At 30.1% G+C, this 16,647-nt stretch carries 16 protein-coding genes; 6 read left to right on the top strand and 10 right to left on the bottom strand.

Features of this window, described 5'->3' with window-relative positions:
• Positions 1 to 17: 17 nt before the first annotated feature.
• Positions 18 to 377, bottom strand: coding sequence for a BlaI/MecI/CopY family transcriptional regulator (locus tag G5V56_RS15910; protein ID WP_166966906.1), 360 nt, complete (start codon positions 375 to 377; stop codon positions 18 to 20).
• 130 nt (positions 378 to 507) lie between these two features.
• Here G5V56_RS15910 and G5V56_RS15905 point away from each other — a divergent pair, with 130 nt between their 5' ends.
• On the top strand, positions 508 to 1,011 hold the full coding sequence (locus G5V56_RS15905) for a DUF456 domain-containing protein (protein ID WP_166966904.1): 504 nt from the start codon (positions 508 to 510) through the stop codon (positions 1,009 to 1,011).
• Between the two features lie 203 nt (positions 1,012 to 1,214).
• On the opposite strand, the gene G5V56_RS15900 is transcribed toward G5V56_RS15905, so the two are convergent.
• From G5V56_RS15900 to G5V56_RS15875, 6 genes are all read right to left on the bottom strand, one after another.
• Complete coding sequence (locus G5V56_RS15900) at positions 1,215 to 1,892, bottom strand: helix-turn-helix domain-containing protein (protein WP_166966902.1); 678 nt, start codon at positions 1,890 to 1,892, stop codon at positions 1,215 to 1,217.
• Between the two features lie 12 nt (positions 1,893 to 1,904).
• Complete coding sequence (locus tag G5V56_RS15895; RefSeq protein ID WP_166966901.1) at positions 1,905 to 3,899, bottom strand: tetratricopeptide repeat-containing sensor histidine kinase; 1,995 nt, start codon at positions 3,897 to 3,899, stop codon at positions 1,905 to 1,907.
• A 160-nt stretch (positions 3,900 to 4,059) separates the two neighbouring features.
• On the bottom strand, positions 4,060 to 4,212 hold the full coding sequence (locus G5V56_RS15890; RefSeq protein ID WP_166966899.1) for a hypothetical protein: 153 nt from the start codon (positions 4,210 to 4,212) through the stop codon (positions 4,060 to 4,062).
• A gap of 318 nt (positions 4,213 to 4,530) precedes the next feature.
• Positions 4,531 to 5,538, bottom strand: coding sequence for a LacI family DNA-binding transcriptional regulator (locus tag G5V56_RS15885; protein WP_166966897.1), 1,008 nt, complete (start codon positions 5,536 to 5,538; stop codon positions 4,531 to 4,533).
• 287 nt (positions 5,539 to 5,825) lie between these two features.
• On the bottom strand, positions 5,826 to 9,488 hold the full coding sequence (locus G5V56_RS15880; RefSeq protein WP_166966895.1) for a GEVED domain-containing protein: 3,663 nt from the start codon (positions 9,486 to 9,488) through the stop codon (positions 5,826 to 5,828).
• Positions 9,489 to 9,803: 315 nt separating this feature from the next.
• Complete coding sequence (locus tag G5V56_RS15875; protein WP_166966893.1) at positions 9,804 to 9,947, bottom strand: DUF5679 domain-containing protein; 144 nt, start codon at positions 9,945 to 9,947, stop codon at positions 9,804 to 9,806.
• A gap of 377 nt (positions 9,948 to 10,324) precedes the next feature.
• Between G5V56_RS15875 and G5V56_RS15870 the strand changes: the two genes are divergently transcribed.
• The 5 genes from G5V56_RS15870 (at position 10,325) to G5V56_RS15850 (ending at position 13,456) form a co-directional block, all read left to right on the top strand.
• Positions 10,325 to 10,792 (top strand): DUF423 domain-containing protein, encoded by a 468-nt coding sequence (locus G5V56_RS15870; protein WP_166966892.1) that lies wholly within the window; start codon positions 10,325 to 10,327, stop codon positions 10,790 to 10,792.
• Positions 10,793 to 10,963: 171 nt separating this feature from the next.
• Entirely contained in the window at positions 10,964 to 11,446 is a 483-nt protein-coding gene (locus G5V56_RS15865) for a YybH family protein (protein ID WP_166966890.1), read from the top strand.
• Positions 11,447 to 11,551: 105 nt separating this feature from the next.
• Positions 11,552 to 11,953, top strand: a complete 402-nt coding sequence (locus tag G5V56_RS15860; RefSeq protein ID WP_166966814.1) for a DUF6090 family protein — start codon at positions 11,552 to 11,554, stop codon at positions 11,951 to 11,953.
• Between the two features lie 62 nt (positions 11,954 to 12,015).
• The gene (locus tag G5V56_RS15855) at positions 12,016 to 12,294 is read left to right on the top strand and encodes a hypothetical protein (protein ID WP_166966888.1); all 279 of its coding nucleotides are present in this window, start codon (positions 12,016 to 12,018) and stop codon (positions 12,292 to 12,294) included.
• An 82-nt stretch (positions 12,295 to 12,376) separates the two neighbouring features.
• Positions 12,377 to 13,456 carry a glycoside hydrolase family 53 protein gene (locus tag G5V56_RS15850; RefSeq protein WP_166966886.1) on the top strand — a complete coding sequence of 360 codons (1,080 nt, stop codon included), beginning with the start codon at positions 12,377 to 12,379 and terminating at the stop codon, positions 13,454 to 13,456.
• Between the two features lie 239 nt (positions 13,457 to 13,695).
• Here G5V56_RS15850 and G5V56_RS15845 read toward each other — a convergent pair whose 3' ends face one another.
• The 3 genes from G5V56_RS15845 to G5V56_RS15835 all read right to left on the bottom strand — a co-directional run bounded on the left by G5V56_RS15845 (position 13,696) and on the right by G5V56_RS15835 (position 16,437).
• Entirely contained in the window at positions 13,696 to 14,361 is a 666-nt protein-coding gene (locus tag G5V56_RS15845; RefSeq protein ID WP_166966884.1) for a response regulator transcription factor, read from the bottom strand.
• A 2-nt stretch (positions 14,362 to 14,363) separates the two neighbouring features.
• Complete coding sequence (locus G5V56_RS15840; RefSeq protein ID WP_166966882.1) at positions 14,364 to 16,049, bottom strand: tetratricopeptide repeat-containing sensor histidine kinase; 1,686 nt, start codon at positions 16,047 to 16,049, stop codon at positions 14,364 to 14,366.
• Between the two features lie 145 nt (positions 16,050 to 16,194).
• Positions 16,195 to 16,437: a hypothetical protein gene (locus G5V56_RS15835; protein ID WP_166966880.1), complete on the bottom strand. Its 243-nt coding sequence runs from the start codon at positions 16,435 to 16,437 to the stop codon at positions 16,195 to 16,197.
• Positions 16,438 to 16,647: the final 210 nt, after the last annotated feature.

Genomic DNA, 16,647 nt, shown 5'->3' with positions numbered 1-16,647 from the left:
AATGTAGTGCAACATGACTATTCTTTTTTGTTGATTTCTTTTAAAACAGATTCCAGTTCGTTTAAACTTATATCATTCTTTTTTACAAAAAACGAGACCATACTTTTAAATGAGCCTTGAAAATAATTATCAACCAATTTGTTTATGGATTGATTACTATAGTCTTGTTGATTTACTATTGGAAAATACACATGTCCCTTCCCTTTTTTCTCATAATCTACAAACTCTTTGCTTTCTAAAATTCTGACAATAGTCGATACCGTATTGTATGCTGGTTTAGGCTCTGGAAATTGTTTTATGATGTCTTTTACATTACCCTTTTTTAGTTCCCATAGGATGCGCATAATGTCTTCTTCTGCTTTTGTGAGTTGCTTCATTTTCTAACTAAGTTTTTAGTTCAACAATACAAATATAACTAAATATTTAGTTTGAACTAATTTTTTAGTTATAAAAAAGTAACAAATATGTATTATTTTAGACAAACCAATAATCATCTTATACACTGCTATGGATATATTTCTTATCGCTATTGCTTCCCTCTGTATAATTCTTGGGGTTTTAGGAAGTTTTTTACCCATATTACCAGGACCACCAATTAGCTGGGTTGGACTCTTACTACTTTATCTTACCGATGCTGTTCCTATGAATCGTTCACTTATTGTTGTAACTTTTATAGTAGCCATTCTTATCTTTCTTCTAGACTATATTATTCCAGCTGTTGGTACCAAAAAATTTGGAGGCAGTAGAGCTGGTATGATCGGCACCTCGATTGGGTTGGTTGTTGGACTGATAAGTCCTATCCCTGGTGGCATTATAATAGGGCCATTTATTGGAGCCTTTATTGGTGAAATGTTTAACAAAAACGATTCTAAAGTAGCTTTTAAAGCGGCTATCGGCTCATTTTTAGGGTTTTTAGCCTCTACTTTTATAAAATTTATAGTGTCTATAATTTATTTAGGAATCTTTATAAGTAAACTTTGGGAGTATAAAAATGCATTGTTCACTCTATAAAAAGAAGAACCCCGCGGGTCTCTCACATCCGCAGGGTTAATGTAAATTGCTATTATCAACAAAAATTGAGGGATTAATTAATTGTATGTTGACAATACAAAATTATATTATTTATTTTTCTTTTTGCTGTGGTAAAACCGTAACTAAAAAAATAATTACGTTATCGCAGTAATACCATAGGCTTTCAGCAGCAAAAAATTCAATTAAAGTATAAAACCTTTTTTTCTTGCTTCATTAATAAGTGTTTCATCTTGCCCATCATCTATTAAAAAAATTTCCTTTAATTGTTTCTTTCGCTTCTCAATAGCACTTACAGAAATATTTAAATGAGTGGCTAAACTTTTGTTTTTTGCCCCTTGTGATAACAAATACAATATCTTTCTATTTTTATCATCAATAACAATATCGCTTTCATTAGTTTTACGTAAATGACTATTTACTGTTCCACTATAAAACGGGGGGTTATGAAGTACTGCTTGAAATGCACTAGCCAACTCACTCGAAGTCAAATCACTTTTAATTAGAAACCCTTCGGGGTTTATGTTTTTAATGATATTATGAATTCTATAGGATTCATCAAACATTGTTAAAATGATGATCTTAGATTTTGGTAAAACTTCACGAGCATAAATGGCTAAATCTTCTCCTGAATTCATTAAACCATCTTTTGATGGCGGCAAACTTATATCAACAAACAACACATTATAGGGTCTGTTATTTTTAAGTGACTTATCCATGTAAGAAATGGCTTCATCACAATTATTTGCAATATCAATTTCTAAAATCTGGCTTTCTTTTTTTGAGAATAATAACGTATTTTGATACCCTTCAATAATCATAGGGTGATCGTCAATCATTAATATTCTTATAGTTCCTGTCATAGTATATAATAGTTAAATTGGGACATTTATTTTAACTGTTGTTCCTATATCTTTTTCAGAAGTTATGATAATCTCACCATTAACTTCTTTAACTCTGGCATTAATATTTTTTAAACCTATTCCTGTCTTAGCTTTATTTACATCAAATCCAGAACCATTATCTGAAATGGTAAGGCAAATTACATTTTTTTTAAGTTCAAAACCAATTTTTAACAATGTTGCATTGGCGTGTTTATAAATATTATGAATAGATTCCTGTATGATTCTATAGATATGAATTTTATTTTTATTTGACAGATCATCCCAATTAATAGAATCATTATAATCAAGTGTATAATCTAATTCATAAGCTTGAGTTTGAGTTTCCAAAAGTGTTTTTATTATATCTAAAAAGCCAGAACCTGAGATAAAATCTGTATTTAATTCATGTGAAACCTTTCTAATATCTTCTTCAATATTTTTAAGATCTTGTATATAGCGACTTCTTGTTTGTATAGCCTCTATGGTTGTAGCCATATTTAAACTATCTAAGCTTAGCCTTGTTCCAAATAGTCTACCTAAAACACCGTCGTGTAACTCTTGTGAAATATGCTTTTTTTCAAGTGTTCTTGCCTGATCTATCTTTTCTTGCTGAGATAGCATTAAGTTATAAATTTCTTCGTTGGTTTCTTGTTGTTTTTGGACAAATCTTAATTCGCTATTTTTTGAACGTTGAGAGATAATAATATAGATTAACAAAGCGGTAATCATTAAAATAATTGAAATAATGATCAGCCACATTTTCTCTCTAGTAATCTGAAGGTTTTTCTTTTCAATCTCTTTGGTTTCAAAACGTATTCTAGCAAATTTATTACGTATGTTTCGTTCATTTTTCACTAAACTATCGTTAAGTTGAATATATTCATCGTAATAATTTACAGCAATGCTATCATCTTCAATTTTAGAAAGTAACAACAACGATTTTAATAAATCATCATTATGATAGTTTTCTGAAATGTCTTTTGCTCTATAAGCATAATATCTTGCAGAATCTTTTTTATTCTTATCATTATAATACTGAGCAAGATGCTGATTGATAATTATAGAATTATAATTTGAGGCACTATCTCCCAAACTATCACATATATTTAAAGCTTTTAAATATAAATGCGGGAGACGTTTATCATTTTTCTTTGATAAATACAATGAATTAGCATAATTGTCGAGAACTAATGCGTAGAAATTTGGATTTTTAGACATTGTCTCTTTGTCATCAAGAATTAATTTATAATTCTTGATAGCTAATTCGAAATTTTCAGAATTGTTATAAGAGAGTGCTAAATTATTAATTGTCCTATAAATAGTTAACGTATTATTACCTGCTAAATTCTTTTTTAACTCTAACGCTTTTTTATAATATATTATGGACTCATCAAACTGTTCCATTTGTCCAAATACCAAACCTAAATTATTGTAGATATAGGATTTTACTTCATTTATTTTATCGGTATCCTTTAATAAATCTAATTGAGAAATAGCCTCGACAGATGTTACTTCACTTCCTATAAAATCCTTTTCATTTTTTTGAATAACAGCTATTCGTAATAAGGTTTGAGCTGTATTAAAATTATCATCTAATTTTTTAAACAGTTTTTCTGCATTATGATAATGGTAATAGGCACTGTCACTTAATCGTACTTTTAACCTGAAAAACTCTCCTAAATTATAGTGGGTATTGGCCAGTGATAATGTGTCATTAATCTTATTGGAAAGATCTAAATTTTCTCTATTAATTTTTTTAAAATCCTTTTCCAATCCCATTTCCCAATATATATTAGATACCGATAAATTGGATTGGACTTCAGCCGATAAAAAATCTGAATCCTTAGCTAACTGTTTTGCTTTTAAAGCAAAGTCTAAACGTTCATTATTAGAAAATAAATCACTTTGCTTTGACTTATAAATAAACGCTTCAATAGAATCTTTGATGGATGAATTGTTACTCGTTTGCGAATAGGAAAAACTCAAACTTATAATAAAAAAAATATATATAACGTAACATTTCAATTTTGAGGGTTTACATAGTATTTCCTCAAATGTATTTATAATTTTTCAATTTTCATGAATAAAAAAAGCTCATTACATATGTAATGAGCCTTTAATTTAATATATTTTCTTTGACTGTTTTTTAAACATCATCAGCACCACCGCCAGTAAATTGTGTTTGAGCAGCTGCAGTTGGTGTTATTAATAAGTCATCTTCGTTTAAATCTTGTTTTGTACAAGACGTGAAGGTTAAAAAAATAACAGCTAAGATTAAGGTAATTTTTAGGGCTTTCATATGTATTCAATTTTAAGGTTATACAGTTTTTCTCTTTTTTAAATAATTTAAATGAAACCAAGACTTTAAATCTAAAATCTTAGTTGAGGGAAAAAATGGATAATTAATTTAAAATTGAATGCACAACATGTACATTAAACTTTATAAATATGTTATTTTGAGGGATTTGACATTGCTGTCAATAAATGGATTAATCTATCTTAACAAACTTAGGGAATATCTTTGGTGCGCTCATTAAGGGCTACTAATGTACTGTAATTGATTCACAAATAGTCAATTTAATCGATGAAACGCATATTTCATCGATTAAAAGGTAAACTACATAGTAGATCCGCTTTTAACTAAACTTGTTTTTATTATTCTTGTAGAAAAATCCTCAGATTCCATTGACTTATTTTCAAGACGTTTAATAAGTAATTCAGCCGCATTAGCACCAATTTCTTTAGCATGTTGACGTATAATTGTTAGTCTAGGAATAGAAAAATTAGATGTTACTTGACTAGAATAACCTATCACAGAAACATCTTCAGGCACTTTAAAACCTAAATTTATAGCTGTATTTATCGCTATTATACCTGAAGTACTATCCGCAGAAATAACAGCGTCAATAGTTCTATTTAACTTAAAAAGTTCCATTATTTGTTGAGAAGAATCTTTAAATTTATCAATTTTTAATATTAAAGGATTAAGATTTTCTCCTTCCGAAAGTGCTTTTAAGTAGCCCTTTTCTCTGAGTTTCCCAACGCTTAAGTCATCTATATTACTAATAAAGACTATGTTTCTTCGGTTTTCAAGCATTAAACTTTTCGTAGCTCTATATGTAGCATCAAAATCATCAACAATAACTTTATCACACATAACATCATTAGCAACTCTATCAAACATAACAATGGGAAGTCCCTGACTAATTGTTTTTATAAAATGATTAATTTCATTCTTAACCTGGGTTTCTTTTGAAACAGCCAAAATAAACCCATCAACACTTCCATTAGCTAATAATTGCAGACTGCTAATCTCTTTTTCTAAAGACTCATTAGAAATACATGTTATAATATTATAGCCATGCTGGGTCGCTTCTCGTTCAATTCCAAATAATACTTTTGCTAAAAAATAATTGAGAATATCTGGAATGATAACTCCAATAGTTTTGGTTTTATTCTGCTTTAAACTTAAAGCAACTTTATTTGGCTTATAATTATATAATTCGGCCAATTCTTTCACTCGTCTAATAGTTTCCTCACCTATTTCTTCGCTATTATTAAGTGCTTTTGAAACAGTAGAAATTGAAACATTTAACTCCTTTGCCAGTTGCTTTAAAGTGACCATTCTTAAAAATATTATTATTTGCAATTGCAATTTACAAAATTACAGGTTTAAATGTATTACTTTTTAAATATTATAATCAATTTAAAATCAGATGATTATATGGTTTACTAAAACTTTAATTATTAAAAAAAGGCGTATATCATATGACACACGCCTTAATACTATTAACCATCTATTGTTTATGAGAGTTTGAACAATAAAGAATTGCTCAAATTTACAAGCTTAAAATATATTTTCTGTAACAATTGTTACAGAAGAATTTTGAGGTATTTGTTTTGAAAAATCGATTAATTAATAATAATCTTTTTACTTATGGTTCCTTTATCAGTTTGTAATTGAACAATATAGGTTCCTGTACTAACCTTTAGTGGCACAGAAACACTCTTTAAAAACCCTTTGATGTCTGTTATTTTTTGACCTAATAAATTAAATATCATCCCTTTAGACACACTCATATCTACCTTTAAGTTGATGTTTAAATTGGATGATTCTGAGCTATAATACATAGAAACATCTCGATCTAAATCTGATTCATTGACACTTAAAGTTTTACTTTGAATAGGTTGAAACACAAGTTTAAACCTGTCATTATAAGTTCCAGCTTCCAAATATATTTCAAAAGGAGTCTCATTAATTTGGTAGGTTTTATCTAAACTAGTGTCTTTAATATATATAGGTTTATTTCCATCTACATTTTCTAATCCAAACAAGTTAATACGAGCCATTCCTGTTTTTTTAACAATTAATCCTAATGGAAATTCTTGAGTATCATCAAAATTATTTACCCCTTGTATTACAAATTTGGCGTCATCAAGCATCCAGTACATATCTTCTTCATTAACATCAGCCATGTAGGCATCATAACCCATATCAAATTTATTAGAGGCTTTATCAATTGCTCCTATAACAATTTGTCTGTGATATCCCAAAGGTGAGTCATATTGCAATCTTATAATATGCTTATCTGTTACGCTTTTGCTTGCTACATCACTTTTCTTATTATTTGACGATTTAAAAAATAATGAGTTCGCATCTTCTGGTACTAAAGATGTTGACCCATCTTCTGTAACAAAAACACGTTGTCCATTATTAAACACAATATCACCACCATCAACAGTAATAGGCAAATCAGGTGTAAGCGACACAAAGAACCCTTGATTTACTGCTATGTATGGACCAGGAACCTTTGTGCTAGAAGCTCCATTATTATTTATTCTGGAGTCATTTGAAACAGCTGGAGCACCAGCTGTTATGTTTCTAGTAGCATAGCCTCCTACATAACCTTTCAAATTATGGGTGTTTTGTTCACCAAAATGATCCCAAAAATATACTGCTCCATTAAAAATGGTTCCATTAATATTATTTCCTCCCTCTGTGGTGCTTATATTATCTAAAATAAATTGACTAATATCAATAGCAGAGGGATATGGATTCCCTACGAGCCTATCAACATCATCTGTTCCCGATATTTTAACAAGAGGCAGTGTAATATCACCATTATTTGGCAAGCCTTTAAATACATAATTTTGTTTGGATGCTAGTGATGTTGATCCAGATGATCCTTTCATGGTAAATCCTTCTCCTGGCAATAAGGAAACATTTTGATCAATTTTTGTCCAAGAATTATAATCATCACTTAATCCATAAAACGTATACAACCAATAGGAACTTATTGTTATTGGGTTTGTGGGTGTACTTGAATCGGCCGCATATGCAGAAGAATCAAATATAATATTTTGATATGATGGTGTTGTACCATCTTTCATCACTCCTAAAATTGTATAGCTAGCATTCGTCTTTGGGGTTCCAGTACCTCTTGTCGTATTATTATTTCCTATTGGCCCAACAGATGACGACCAATAGTTGTAATTAAACCCATTGGCTGTTCCTTGTTGGTCTCGCTCTATATACCCACCGCTATCTGCATCCAAAATACTTCCTTCTGTTTGTATGAGTTGAGATTCTCCTTGTAAATCTATTATACCGTCAAGTTCCAAATAATTCGTGATGGTTAAACTATGTCCAGTACCTTCACCTGTAGTCATGTCGGTAATTCCATCCATCGTTAATGTTCCTGCTGCTGTTGAAATTAATCCACTCAACGTAATATTTCTGTCAGACGTAATGTTGTTACTTAATTCAACAATATTCCAATCAATAGGTATTCCATCAAAACCAATACTATTTGGTATGTATATATCATTGCCATTTAACCAAGTCCCTGCTGTGTCCCAAGTATTATCTACAATTGTTTTATAAGGAAGAGGCGCCGTTACAATTTGTGAAGATGACATATTTTGCGGTATGCCATCAATATTGTTACCAGAACTATCTGATGCTGTATTAGCATCCAACGGATAATACCCTAATAAATGACTCCACAACAATCCGTTAGAAATATTCAATTTTGTTTCAGACCCTTTAACATTAGTACCATCTTGTTCTACATGCTGATTCATCATCTCCCTTATTTGAGATTCGCTCAAAGCTACATCCCAAACTCTTACTTCCTGAATAGCGCCATTAAAAAAGTTATTGTTTAATGGTGATGTTACATAATTTGCTGTATCTGCTCCAATAATAAAACTATTTGGAGTATTGGTAGGTGGAGATGCTGCTGGTGCAGAATTAACCTCAATACCATCCACATAAAGTTTTACGGTAGAACCATCAAACGTGGCAGCCATATGGTGCCATTGGTTATCAGGAATGGCATAGGGTGATGTTATATTTACAAGTTCATTATTAGAACCTCCATACCAGATTAAGTTGGGATAATTATTTTTTAGGCTAAAGTGATATCCCGTTTTGTCTGAAGTATCTATATTTCCTTTTGATATAACTGTTCCAGTTGCAACTGATGATTCTTGATTTACCCAAGCTTCCAATGAAAATAACCCAGTTAAATCGTGGTTGTCTGCAAAATCAATGTAATCATTGGACCCATTAAAATTTATAAAATTATCCATAATATTAATGGTATAGTCCTCCACTTCACCATCAAAACCAGTATCGCAACTTGAAGACGGATAACTATTATACTTAGTAGAAACACGCATTCGTGTAGTGCCGACAACTGCAGTAAGAGGAACTAAAATAGATGTTGGTGAATTTGATGTTAAACCATCAGTAACATTTCTAACAGAACCCATATCGTACTCCTCACCAGAATCAGTAAAATCTCCATCTCTATTCCAATCAATCCATACTATTGCATAATTTCTCCAATTGCCATCTGTATTTACACGTACTAATAAATCATGTATTGAACCTTTATAAACATTGGTCGAAATATTGGTAAAATCCTCATAACCATTATTCTTAATTATGCTTGTTGCATTACTTATTGAATTAAAAGACACATAAGTAATGCCATCATTAAAATCCGTATTTCCAGATGAAGTACAATATACATGTGATCCTTCTTTTATTACAATTGTATAATCTTCTACTTCTCCATCAAAATTAGTAGCACAACTTGAGGTGGGATAATTGTTATATCTAGTAGAAACACGCATTCGTGTAGGACCAACAACCGCAGTCAGAGGAACTGAAATAGCCGTGGGTGAATTTGATGTGGGATTATCAACAACATTCTTTACCGATCCCATATCATATTCTTCTCCAGAATCAGCAAAATCACCGTCTCCATTCCAATCAATCCATACTATTGCATAATTTCTCCAATTACCATCTGTATTGACATTTATTATTAAGTTATAGGTAGAGCCTTTGTAAACATCAGTAGAAATGCTAGTAAAATCTTCATAGCCATTATTCTTAACTACGTCTGCATTATTTATTGTATTAAAAGATACATAGGTTATGCCATCATTGTATGTAGTAGTTCCAAATGAGTTGCAATATTGCGAGTAACTTACAAAACTTATCAGCGTAAAACTCACCGATAGTATTATCTTAAAAAGGCCTTGAGGAGAGAGAGACTTCATAAATTTACATTTTTATCGCTCTTTACTTGAGAAAGCGATACATTTTTTAAATAGCACAGCAAACATAAATAAAAAAATCGACAAAACGTAACTTTTTTAGGTTAAAAAGATGTTTTTCATCGATTAAATGATACTCTTTGTCAGTTTTTTAATCTTTTACTTGTAGTGTTATTAAACTTAATGGCTATAAAGAGATTTTTACTAATATTTAGAATAGTTGCAAAACAGCATTACAAATACAAAAAGCATCCCTTTTTTCAATTGAAAAAAGGGATGCTTTTTAAAAATTTTAATACTTAAGTTTCTAAATAAAAATTAAGCTTTTCCAAGAATTCTGAACATTCCTGTTCCACAAGATGGGCATTTGCCTTTCATAGCTTTTCTACCATTTTTCATAGTAACTTCAGCTGCATCTTTAATTTCTTTTTTGTCTTTGCACTTTACACAGTATCCTTCCATAATGTTTTTGAGTTTTTGTTTTGGTTAAAATTATTTTTAAATATAGACTATATTTTGAGCGTCAGCAAATAAAAATAAAATAAATCACTTTAATTATCTGTTTATGCAACTATCTTCATCATTAAGCACTTTCATAAAAAGTAGATTTAAATGTATCAAATCAATTTACATAGTAAGAAGTTAATACTCTTAAGACACAAATCTTTACAACAAAAAAGCATCCTGATTTTCAATAGAGAAAAAAATGAAATAATTATGTTTTTATAATTGTAGAAACTATATTTAAAAAGTATTCCGTAAGCACAGCCTTGAAGTATATGTTTACAGTTACTAGTAACCATAAACATTATGTTGGTAAACATTAAAAACAATATAACATGAAAGCATGGAAATTCAAATTAAAAAGTAGCCCTAAAGAGATTAGTGAGAAATTAGAGTCTGAACTTAAGTCTATTGGAGGATTTGTTTTCCACATGAATCTTGAAAAAAATAAATCTGTGACTTTTAAAGTGCGCAAAAGGATTCTTTATGCATGGTATATAGCATTCCAGAATTGGACAGTTGTTAAAGGCAAATTATTAAAAAATGATACAGAAAACAGAACCAATGTGGAAATTACTTTTAATCAACACTTTTTTATAAAATTGATAATATTTACACATATCATTTTAGTGTTAGGTTTTCTTATCGCTATAATTTCAGGAATTAATGTTAATTCTACTGAGTACATTCTAGGAGGAACACTATTAGCATTAGGAGTCGTTTTATGTATTGCGGTACAAAGAAAATTTGAAAAGGATATTCAAAAATATAAATCATTAATAACAGATATATTTGAGATTTAAAAAACCATTTGCCAACACCATGCATAAAAAATTACTACTTTTAGCTAAAGCAATGTTAGTCGGTGGTTTGTTTACTTATGCTTTAGCTTCGGAAAATCCTTGCATACAAAACCGCACTATTCTACACAAATAGGTTGTGCATAGGCTGTAACATCAATTCAAAAGACAATAATGAAAAAAATAAAATTCAGAACATCTATTTTTCTAGCGATATTAGTAGTATCAATTTTTATTACAAGCTGTAACCATAAAGTCCCTGAAAAGAATCCAGAAACTAACCAAACGGATTTAGCAACTCTTGAAAAAGAAATTGAAGTACGATTGCGGGAATATGAAAGTTATTTAAAAAAAGGAGACTCTATTGCTTTAGGTAAAATGTATATGGAAGATGCCGAAATAATTCCATCCACTATTGGGAGGAATAATATTACCAAGGCTTTTGGAAATATGATTAGAGACAGTATCATCGGCTCAAGTTTTAAAACCACAAAAATATGGGGAAATGCACAATTACTCGTGGAAGAAGGAGCAGGAACTTGGTATCATACAAATGGAACAGCCGTTGGCAGTGGGAGATATTTATTAGTTTGGAAAAAAGATGATGGAAAATGGAAAATATTACGAGACACTTGGTTTCCTGACAAAAAGAAATAACTCAAATTACTTGAAAAAAAGCCTACGCACAACACCGCTAAAAACATTGCTCATTTTAGTTTAATCGTTTGGTTGTTGCGCTTCATTACCAGAAACCGCTAACAAATGATAAAATTCTTTAGAAAAATTAGACAAAATTTACTTTCAGAAGGAAAAACTAGAAGTTATTTGAAATATGCCATAGGAGAAATTGTACTTGTAGTAATCGGGATTTTGATTGCGCTTCAGATAAATAATTGGAACGAAGAACGTAAAATAAAACAAAAAGAAACGATAGTCCTAAAGGAACTTCTTACTTCCATAAATAGCGACTTAACAGCCTATAAAATTCATACTGAACCCTCGCTTGAAAGAAAAGCAAATGGTATTGATAGCCTTATTGCCTATATTTTTGATAAAAGAGAAATCAAGAATTCTATCTTCATTAACTTTTACACCAATATGAGTCTGAATGTCTTTATGCAATTTGATGATGGCCCTTTTGAAGACCTAAATCTTCTGGACTAGACATTATTAGCAACGATTCTTTAAGAACAGCAATTAATAATACATATACAGTTAAACTACCGATGTTTCAACGTTTAGCTAATAGGATTAATGATGAAAGCAAACCTGAAATTTCCAAATTGGAGCCTCAATTCCTAAAACTAATTCCAGTATTACTTGATGACGGTAGAAAAGATCTTCATTTTAGTCTAAAAATAGATGATATTTTAAATAATCAAGATTTTCTCTGGGTTTTGGATATTCAACAGAAAAAATACGATGAATATACATTCCAATTAAAGCAAATTAGAACAACTTTAAACCAATTAAAAACTAATATTGAAAAAGAATTAGCTAATTAACTAAAGGTCAATTATATTTCGAAAAAACAGGATTTAAATCAGCTACTTTCAATATTGAATACCGTACCCTATAATTCAAAGAATGAATAGAATAATCCAAACATTAATATTTTTTTTACTTTTCATTTCTTGTCATAGAGATGACATAAATAAATCTTTTTCAGAAAGTGAAAAGTTAGAATTTATTTCTGCTATTGACATTTCAAGATACCCTGAAATATCTAATTCAAATCCAATATTCTATGATTTTGAAGGCAATCAAAAGGATTTTTTAAACATAATTAAAGAAAATGGAGTAAATACCATTAGATTAAAACTTTGGGTAAACCCAAGCGACGAACACTCAGGCTTTAATGAAGTAAAACAGTTTTCCCAAACCTTAAAAACGAAAGGTTTCAAAATTTGGTTAACTCTTCATTATTCTGATACTTGGGCAGATCAATCGAACCAAGAAACACCTATGCAGTGGCAAGGATTACCTTTTGCTGCACTAAAAGATAGTGTTTACAACTACACCCAAAAGGTGGTAAATGAAATAAATCCACATTATATTCAAATTGGCAATGAAATCAACTCCGGATTACTTCATCCTTATGGGCATATTTCAAATAATTATCCTCAATTTATAGAACTAATGAAAGCTGGAATTTCGGCTGTTAGATCCAATTCAAACGACACCAAAATAATTTTGCATTATGCTGGAATAGAAGGTTCAGATTGGTTTTTTAATGAAGTAAGCTCATTAGATTATGACATTATAGGATTATCGTATTATCCAATATGGCATGGAAAATCTTTAGATAACCTTAAAACTACCATGCAGAATTTAAGTGAAACTTATAATAAGAAAATCCTAATTGCCGAAACAGCCTACCCGTTTACACTGAAATGGAATGATTGGACTAATAATATTGTAGGTTTAGACACGCAATTAATTTTGCCTGAATACCCTGCTACGCCAGAAGGTCAGAGGGAATTTATTAAACATATTAAAACAATCACTAAAGAAACAAAAAATGGCATAGGCTTTTGTTACTGGGGAGCCGAATTAATTGCATGGAAAGGAACCCAGTCTACAAATGCTTCACCATGGGAAAATCAAACATTATTTGACTTTGATAATAAAGTCTTACCAGTAATGAGGGAATTTATGAATGAATAATAAAGAACAGTTTTCAACAATGTATATAAAAAATTGCTGATTTTAGATTATTGCAGTTTTATCACATCTAAGCAAAATCATGAAAAAGGGTTTTATGGCATTCAGTAAAATAAAAAACTCTGCATCCCAATGACACAGAGTTCCTCAAAATAATTCCCTAAGAATTACTTATTAATAGCATGACAAGATTACGAGGAATTTTTTATAGTTTTTTACTGTTTCCCGTAAAATGAAAAATTTTAAATAAGTCCTAAATCTTTTGCGGTTGCCACTAAGTGAATGGCATTATTAGCTTTAAAATCTATACGAAGTTTATTTAAACGCTTTTCAATGGAGCTTAGACTGCTTGGCGACATCTGTTTTTGTTTTAAAAAACTGCTAATCTCTTCTTGTGATAAGCCTTTAGACAATTGCTTTAGCAACAAAATGTCAAAGTCGTCTATCTCAACATTATTTTTTTTACTTAAAGCTTGTGACACCTCAGGAGATAAATATAGTGTGTCTTTTTGAACACTTTCAATAGCTTTTGTTAGATGAATTAGGCCTTTTCTGCTTTTGCAAACGTATCCATCTATATTATAATCTGATATTAACGCTCTTACTTTTTGAAGTCTGTCTTCAATTGAATACACAATGATTTTTAAGGAGGGATATTCCATTTTTAACGCCTTTATCAACGATTCGCCAGATGAAAATTTTTGTTCTCTATGGTCCGATTTAAAAGATAAGTCACTAATTATTAACTGAAAAGGTTCTCCATCTAGTTCGCCCTTTTTAATTTTTAAATAAGCATCGTCACAATATTGAACCTGATGAATTTCATTAATACCCAGTTCGCAAAGGGTCGTATAAACTCCTTTGTTGATGTCCTGCATATCTTCTGAAACCAAAACTTTATTAAACATAACTAGACTGTTAATGTGGCTTTAAAACCATTATCAACTTGTGATTCAAATGTAATAGTTCCGTTAATGGATTCCATACGGTTTTCCGTATTATGTAAACCACTGTTTTTCATTAAGTTACAACCAACGCCATTATCTTTATAATCAATCATTATTTTTTTACCATTTTGAGAAAAAGATAAGACTACAAGCGTTGCTTTACTATGCTTACGCATATTGGTCATAAGTTCTTGAAGCACTCTATATAATATGGCTTTTTTGGTATCGTCAAGACCATTCCAATTAACATCTGTAAAATCTTTAGTTATAATATTCACATCGTCTGAGGCATAACTTAATAATAAATCTCTTAAATACTCCTCATAAGGCTCATGCAGATCAATAATACTAGTTTCTTTAGATATATCTCTGGTTTTATTATAGACATCTTCCAAATCGTCTAAGACGTCTTCTTTAATCACGTTGGTCTTTTGTATTTTCGTCATGATATGGTAAATATCATTGGCAACTTCATCATGCACTTTTTTAGAAATACGCGTTTCTGTATTGTACACTTGCTGTAATTTTTCCTTTTTATGTTTATTTTTTATAAATAAATAGAGAAAAACAGTTATTAAAAGCCCTAATGCCGCTATACTTTGAAAAATGGTTTTATTTAATTTTTCCTTTTCGGCTTTTAGTTGACTATCTTTAATCTGCAATTCTAATCGTTGTGCTTCTTTTTCTTTCTCCTGAAAATTGTATTTAATTGCCGCATAGGTATTCTCCATTTGTTGCTTTTTACGTTGTATGGTATTGGCTAATTCTACGTAACGCGTAAAATTTTGATTCTTTTCTAATCTTAATTCTAATTCCAAAGCTTCTAAAGCAAATGCAGGAGAATCCATTTGTTTTGAAATTTCCTTTACATTTTTAGAAAACTTAATGGCTTTGGCTTTGTTGTTCTTTTCTAAATAGAATAAGGATAAATGCCTGTAACTTGAAAAAAGACCTACTAAATCTTCCAAATTCATTCTTATATTCAAGGCTTGTTCCATATTGCTTAGCGCATTTGGATTTCCTATTTTAGACTGAAAATATCCTAGATTGTCTAAGTACACAGCTTTAGTGCCTATATTCTCTAATTCTAAAACTTTTTCATAATATGGTATTAAAACTTCAACGGCTTTGTTATAGTTCTCTTTATCAGCGTACGTATTTGCGATGTTTGTAAGAATCGAGATTTTATCCAACAAAACATCATTAAGTTTAAGAGCTTGATTATAAAATCGAAGAGCAGCATCATAATCCTCAATTTTCCTATAAATCATACCTAATCGATTTGATAATCTTTTTCTTGGTTCTAGGGTTTTTCTTTGGTCTTTAATACGATCTATTAAGCTCAATGCTTTTACTGTGGTTAACTCGCTATCATGAACAAATCCCATTTTAAACTGCCCAAATGAAATTAATTCAAGATAATAGGCTGCGTTAATAGTGTCGTTTTGGTTTAATGCAGCGTCGTATTTATTTTTAAAAAAATCAAAAGCCTTACTTGTTAAGTCAACATCTTTAATTTTTATGAGGGATTTATAATAAATCAACGTACTATCTTGAGTGGTCTGAGAAATAAGGCGATTATTGAAAACATCAATGAAATTAAGTACTATAAAACAAAAAAAAAGGAATGAAGTTTTGTTTGATTTCATTCCTCTAAAATACTAACTATTTTTAATACTCCAATTAGAGACTCACCCATATTATCACTGTATAATTTTGAATAGCCTCCTATTAAAAAAGTAACTTAATCATTTCATTTATTTACTCTCAATATCTTTTGTATCATTATCATTATCAGTATTTTAAATTGCAAACTCCTTCTTTTAATCTTAAGTTTTCTGCTTCCAATAATTCAATTATACCTGTATATCCTTTAGGCGTGCCTCTAACTGTTTTTATTAATCTTTCCCTTAAGATAATCTCGCTGTTTTCTTCAGTAATTTTGGACTTTTCTTTATCCTTGAACCAACCAATAGTTATTTCAGAGTATTCATTACTTCGATTTTCTATAATAAAAAAAACGTTTAATAAACGCACTGTCCTTTGCTATCTCTTTAGAAAAATCATTTTGTTTCCAAATGTTTTTTATCTAGAATTTCCTCAAGTCGTTTATTTTCTATTGACAATTCAATTTATTTTATTGTAAAATTCCTTTTAATAACTAATTACGGGAAAATAACAAGAAAAAGAAATCTTCTAAAACAAAAAGCATCCCTATCTTCTGAAAATAAAAAAGGAGCCCTTATA

It is taken from the genome of Yeosuana marina, assembly GCF_011762485.1.
Lineage (GTDB): Bacteria > Bacteroidota > Bacteroidia > Flavobacteriales > Flavobacteriaceae > Yeosuana > Yeosuana marina.
Note: the sequence above shows the minus strand (reverse complement) of the source record. Positions and strands in the feature narration are given on the sequence as shown.

Bases quoted from the DNA above. Each gene is read 5' to 3' on its own strand.
- G5V56_RS15910 (WP_166966906.1), bottom strand. From the start codon at position 377: ATGAAGCAACTCACAAAAGCAGAAGAAGACATTATGCGCATCCTATGG.
- G5V56_RS15905 (WP_166966904.1), top strand. From the start codon at position 508: ATGGATATATTTCTTATCGCTATTGCTTCCCTCTGTATAATTCTTGGG.
- G5V56_RS15900 (WP_166966902.1), bottom strand. From the start codon at position 1,892: ATGACAGGAACTATAAGAATATTAATGATTGACGATCACCCTATGATT.
- G5V56_RS15890 (WP_166966899.1), bottom strand. From the start codon at position 4,212: ATGAAAGCCCTAAAAATTACCTTAATCTTAGCTGTTATTTTTTTAACC.
- G5V56_RS15885 (WP_166966897.1), bottom strand. From the start codon at position 5,538: ATGGTCACTTTAAAGCAACTGGCAAAGGAGTTAAATGTTTCAATTTCT.
- G5V56_RS15880 (WP_166966895.1), bottom strand. From the start codon at position 9,488: ATGAAGTCTCTCTCTCCTCAAGGCCTTTTTAAGATAATACTATCGGTG.
- G5V56_RS15875 (WP_166966893.1), bottom strand. From the start codon at position 9,947: ATGGAAGGATACTGTGTAAAGTGCAAAGACAAAAAAGAAATTAAAGAT.
- G5V56_RS15870 (WP_166966892.1), top strand. From the start codon at position 10,325: ATGAAAGCATGGAAATTCAAATTAAAAAGTAGCCCTAAAGAGATTAGT.
- G5V56_RS15865 (WP_166966890.1), top strand. From the start codon at position 10,964: ATGAAAAAAATAAAATTCAGAACATCTATTTTTCTAGCGATATTAGTA.
- G5V56_RS15860 (WP_166966814.1), top strand. From the start codon at position 11,552: ATGATAAAATTCTTTAGAAAAATTAGACAAAATTTACTTTCAGAAGGA.
- G5V56_RS15855 (WP_166966888.1), top strand. From the start codon at position 12,016: ATGTTTCAACGTTTAGCTAATAGGATTAATGATGAAAGCAAACCTGAA.
- G5V56_RS15850 (WP_166966886.1), top strand. From the start codon at position 12,377: ATGAATAGAATAATCCAAACATTAATATTTTTTTTACTTTTCATTTCT.
- G5V56_RS15845 (WP_166966884.1), bottom strand. From the start codon at position 14,361: ATGTTTAATAAAGTTTTGGTTTCAGAAGATATGCAGGACATCAACAAA.
- G5V56_RS15840 (WP_166966882.1), bottom strand. From the start codon at position 16,049: ATGAAATCAAACAAAACTTCATTCCTTTTTTTTTGTTTTATAGTACTT.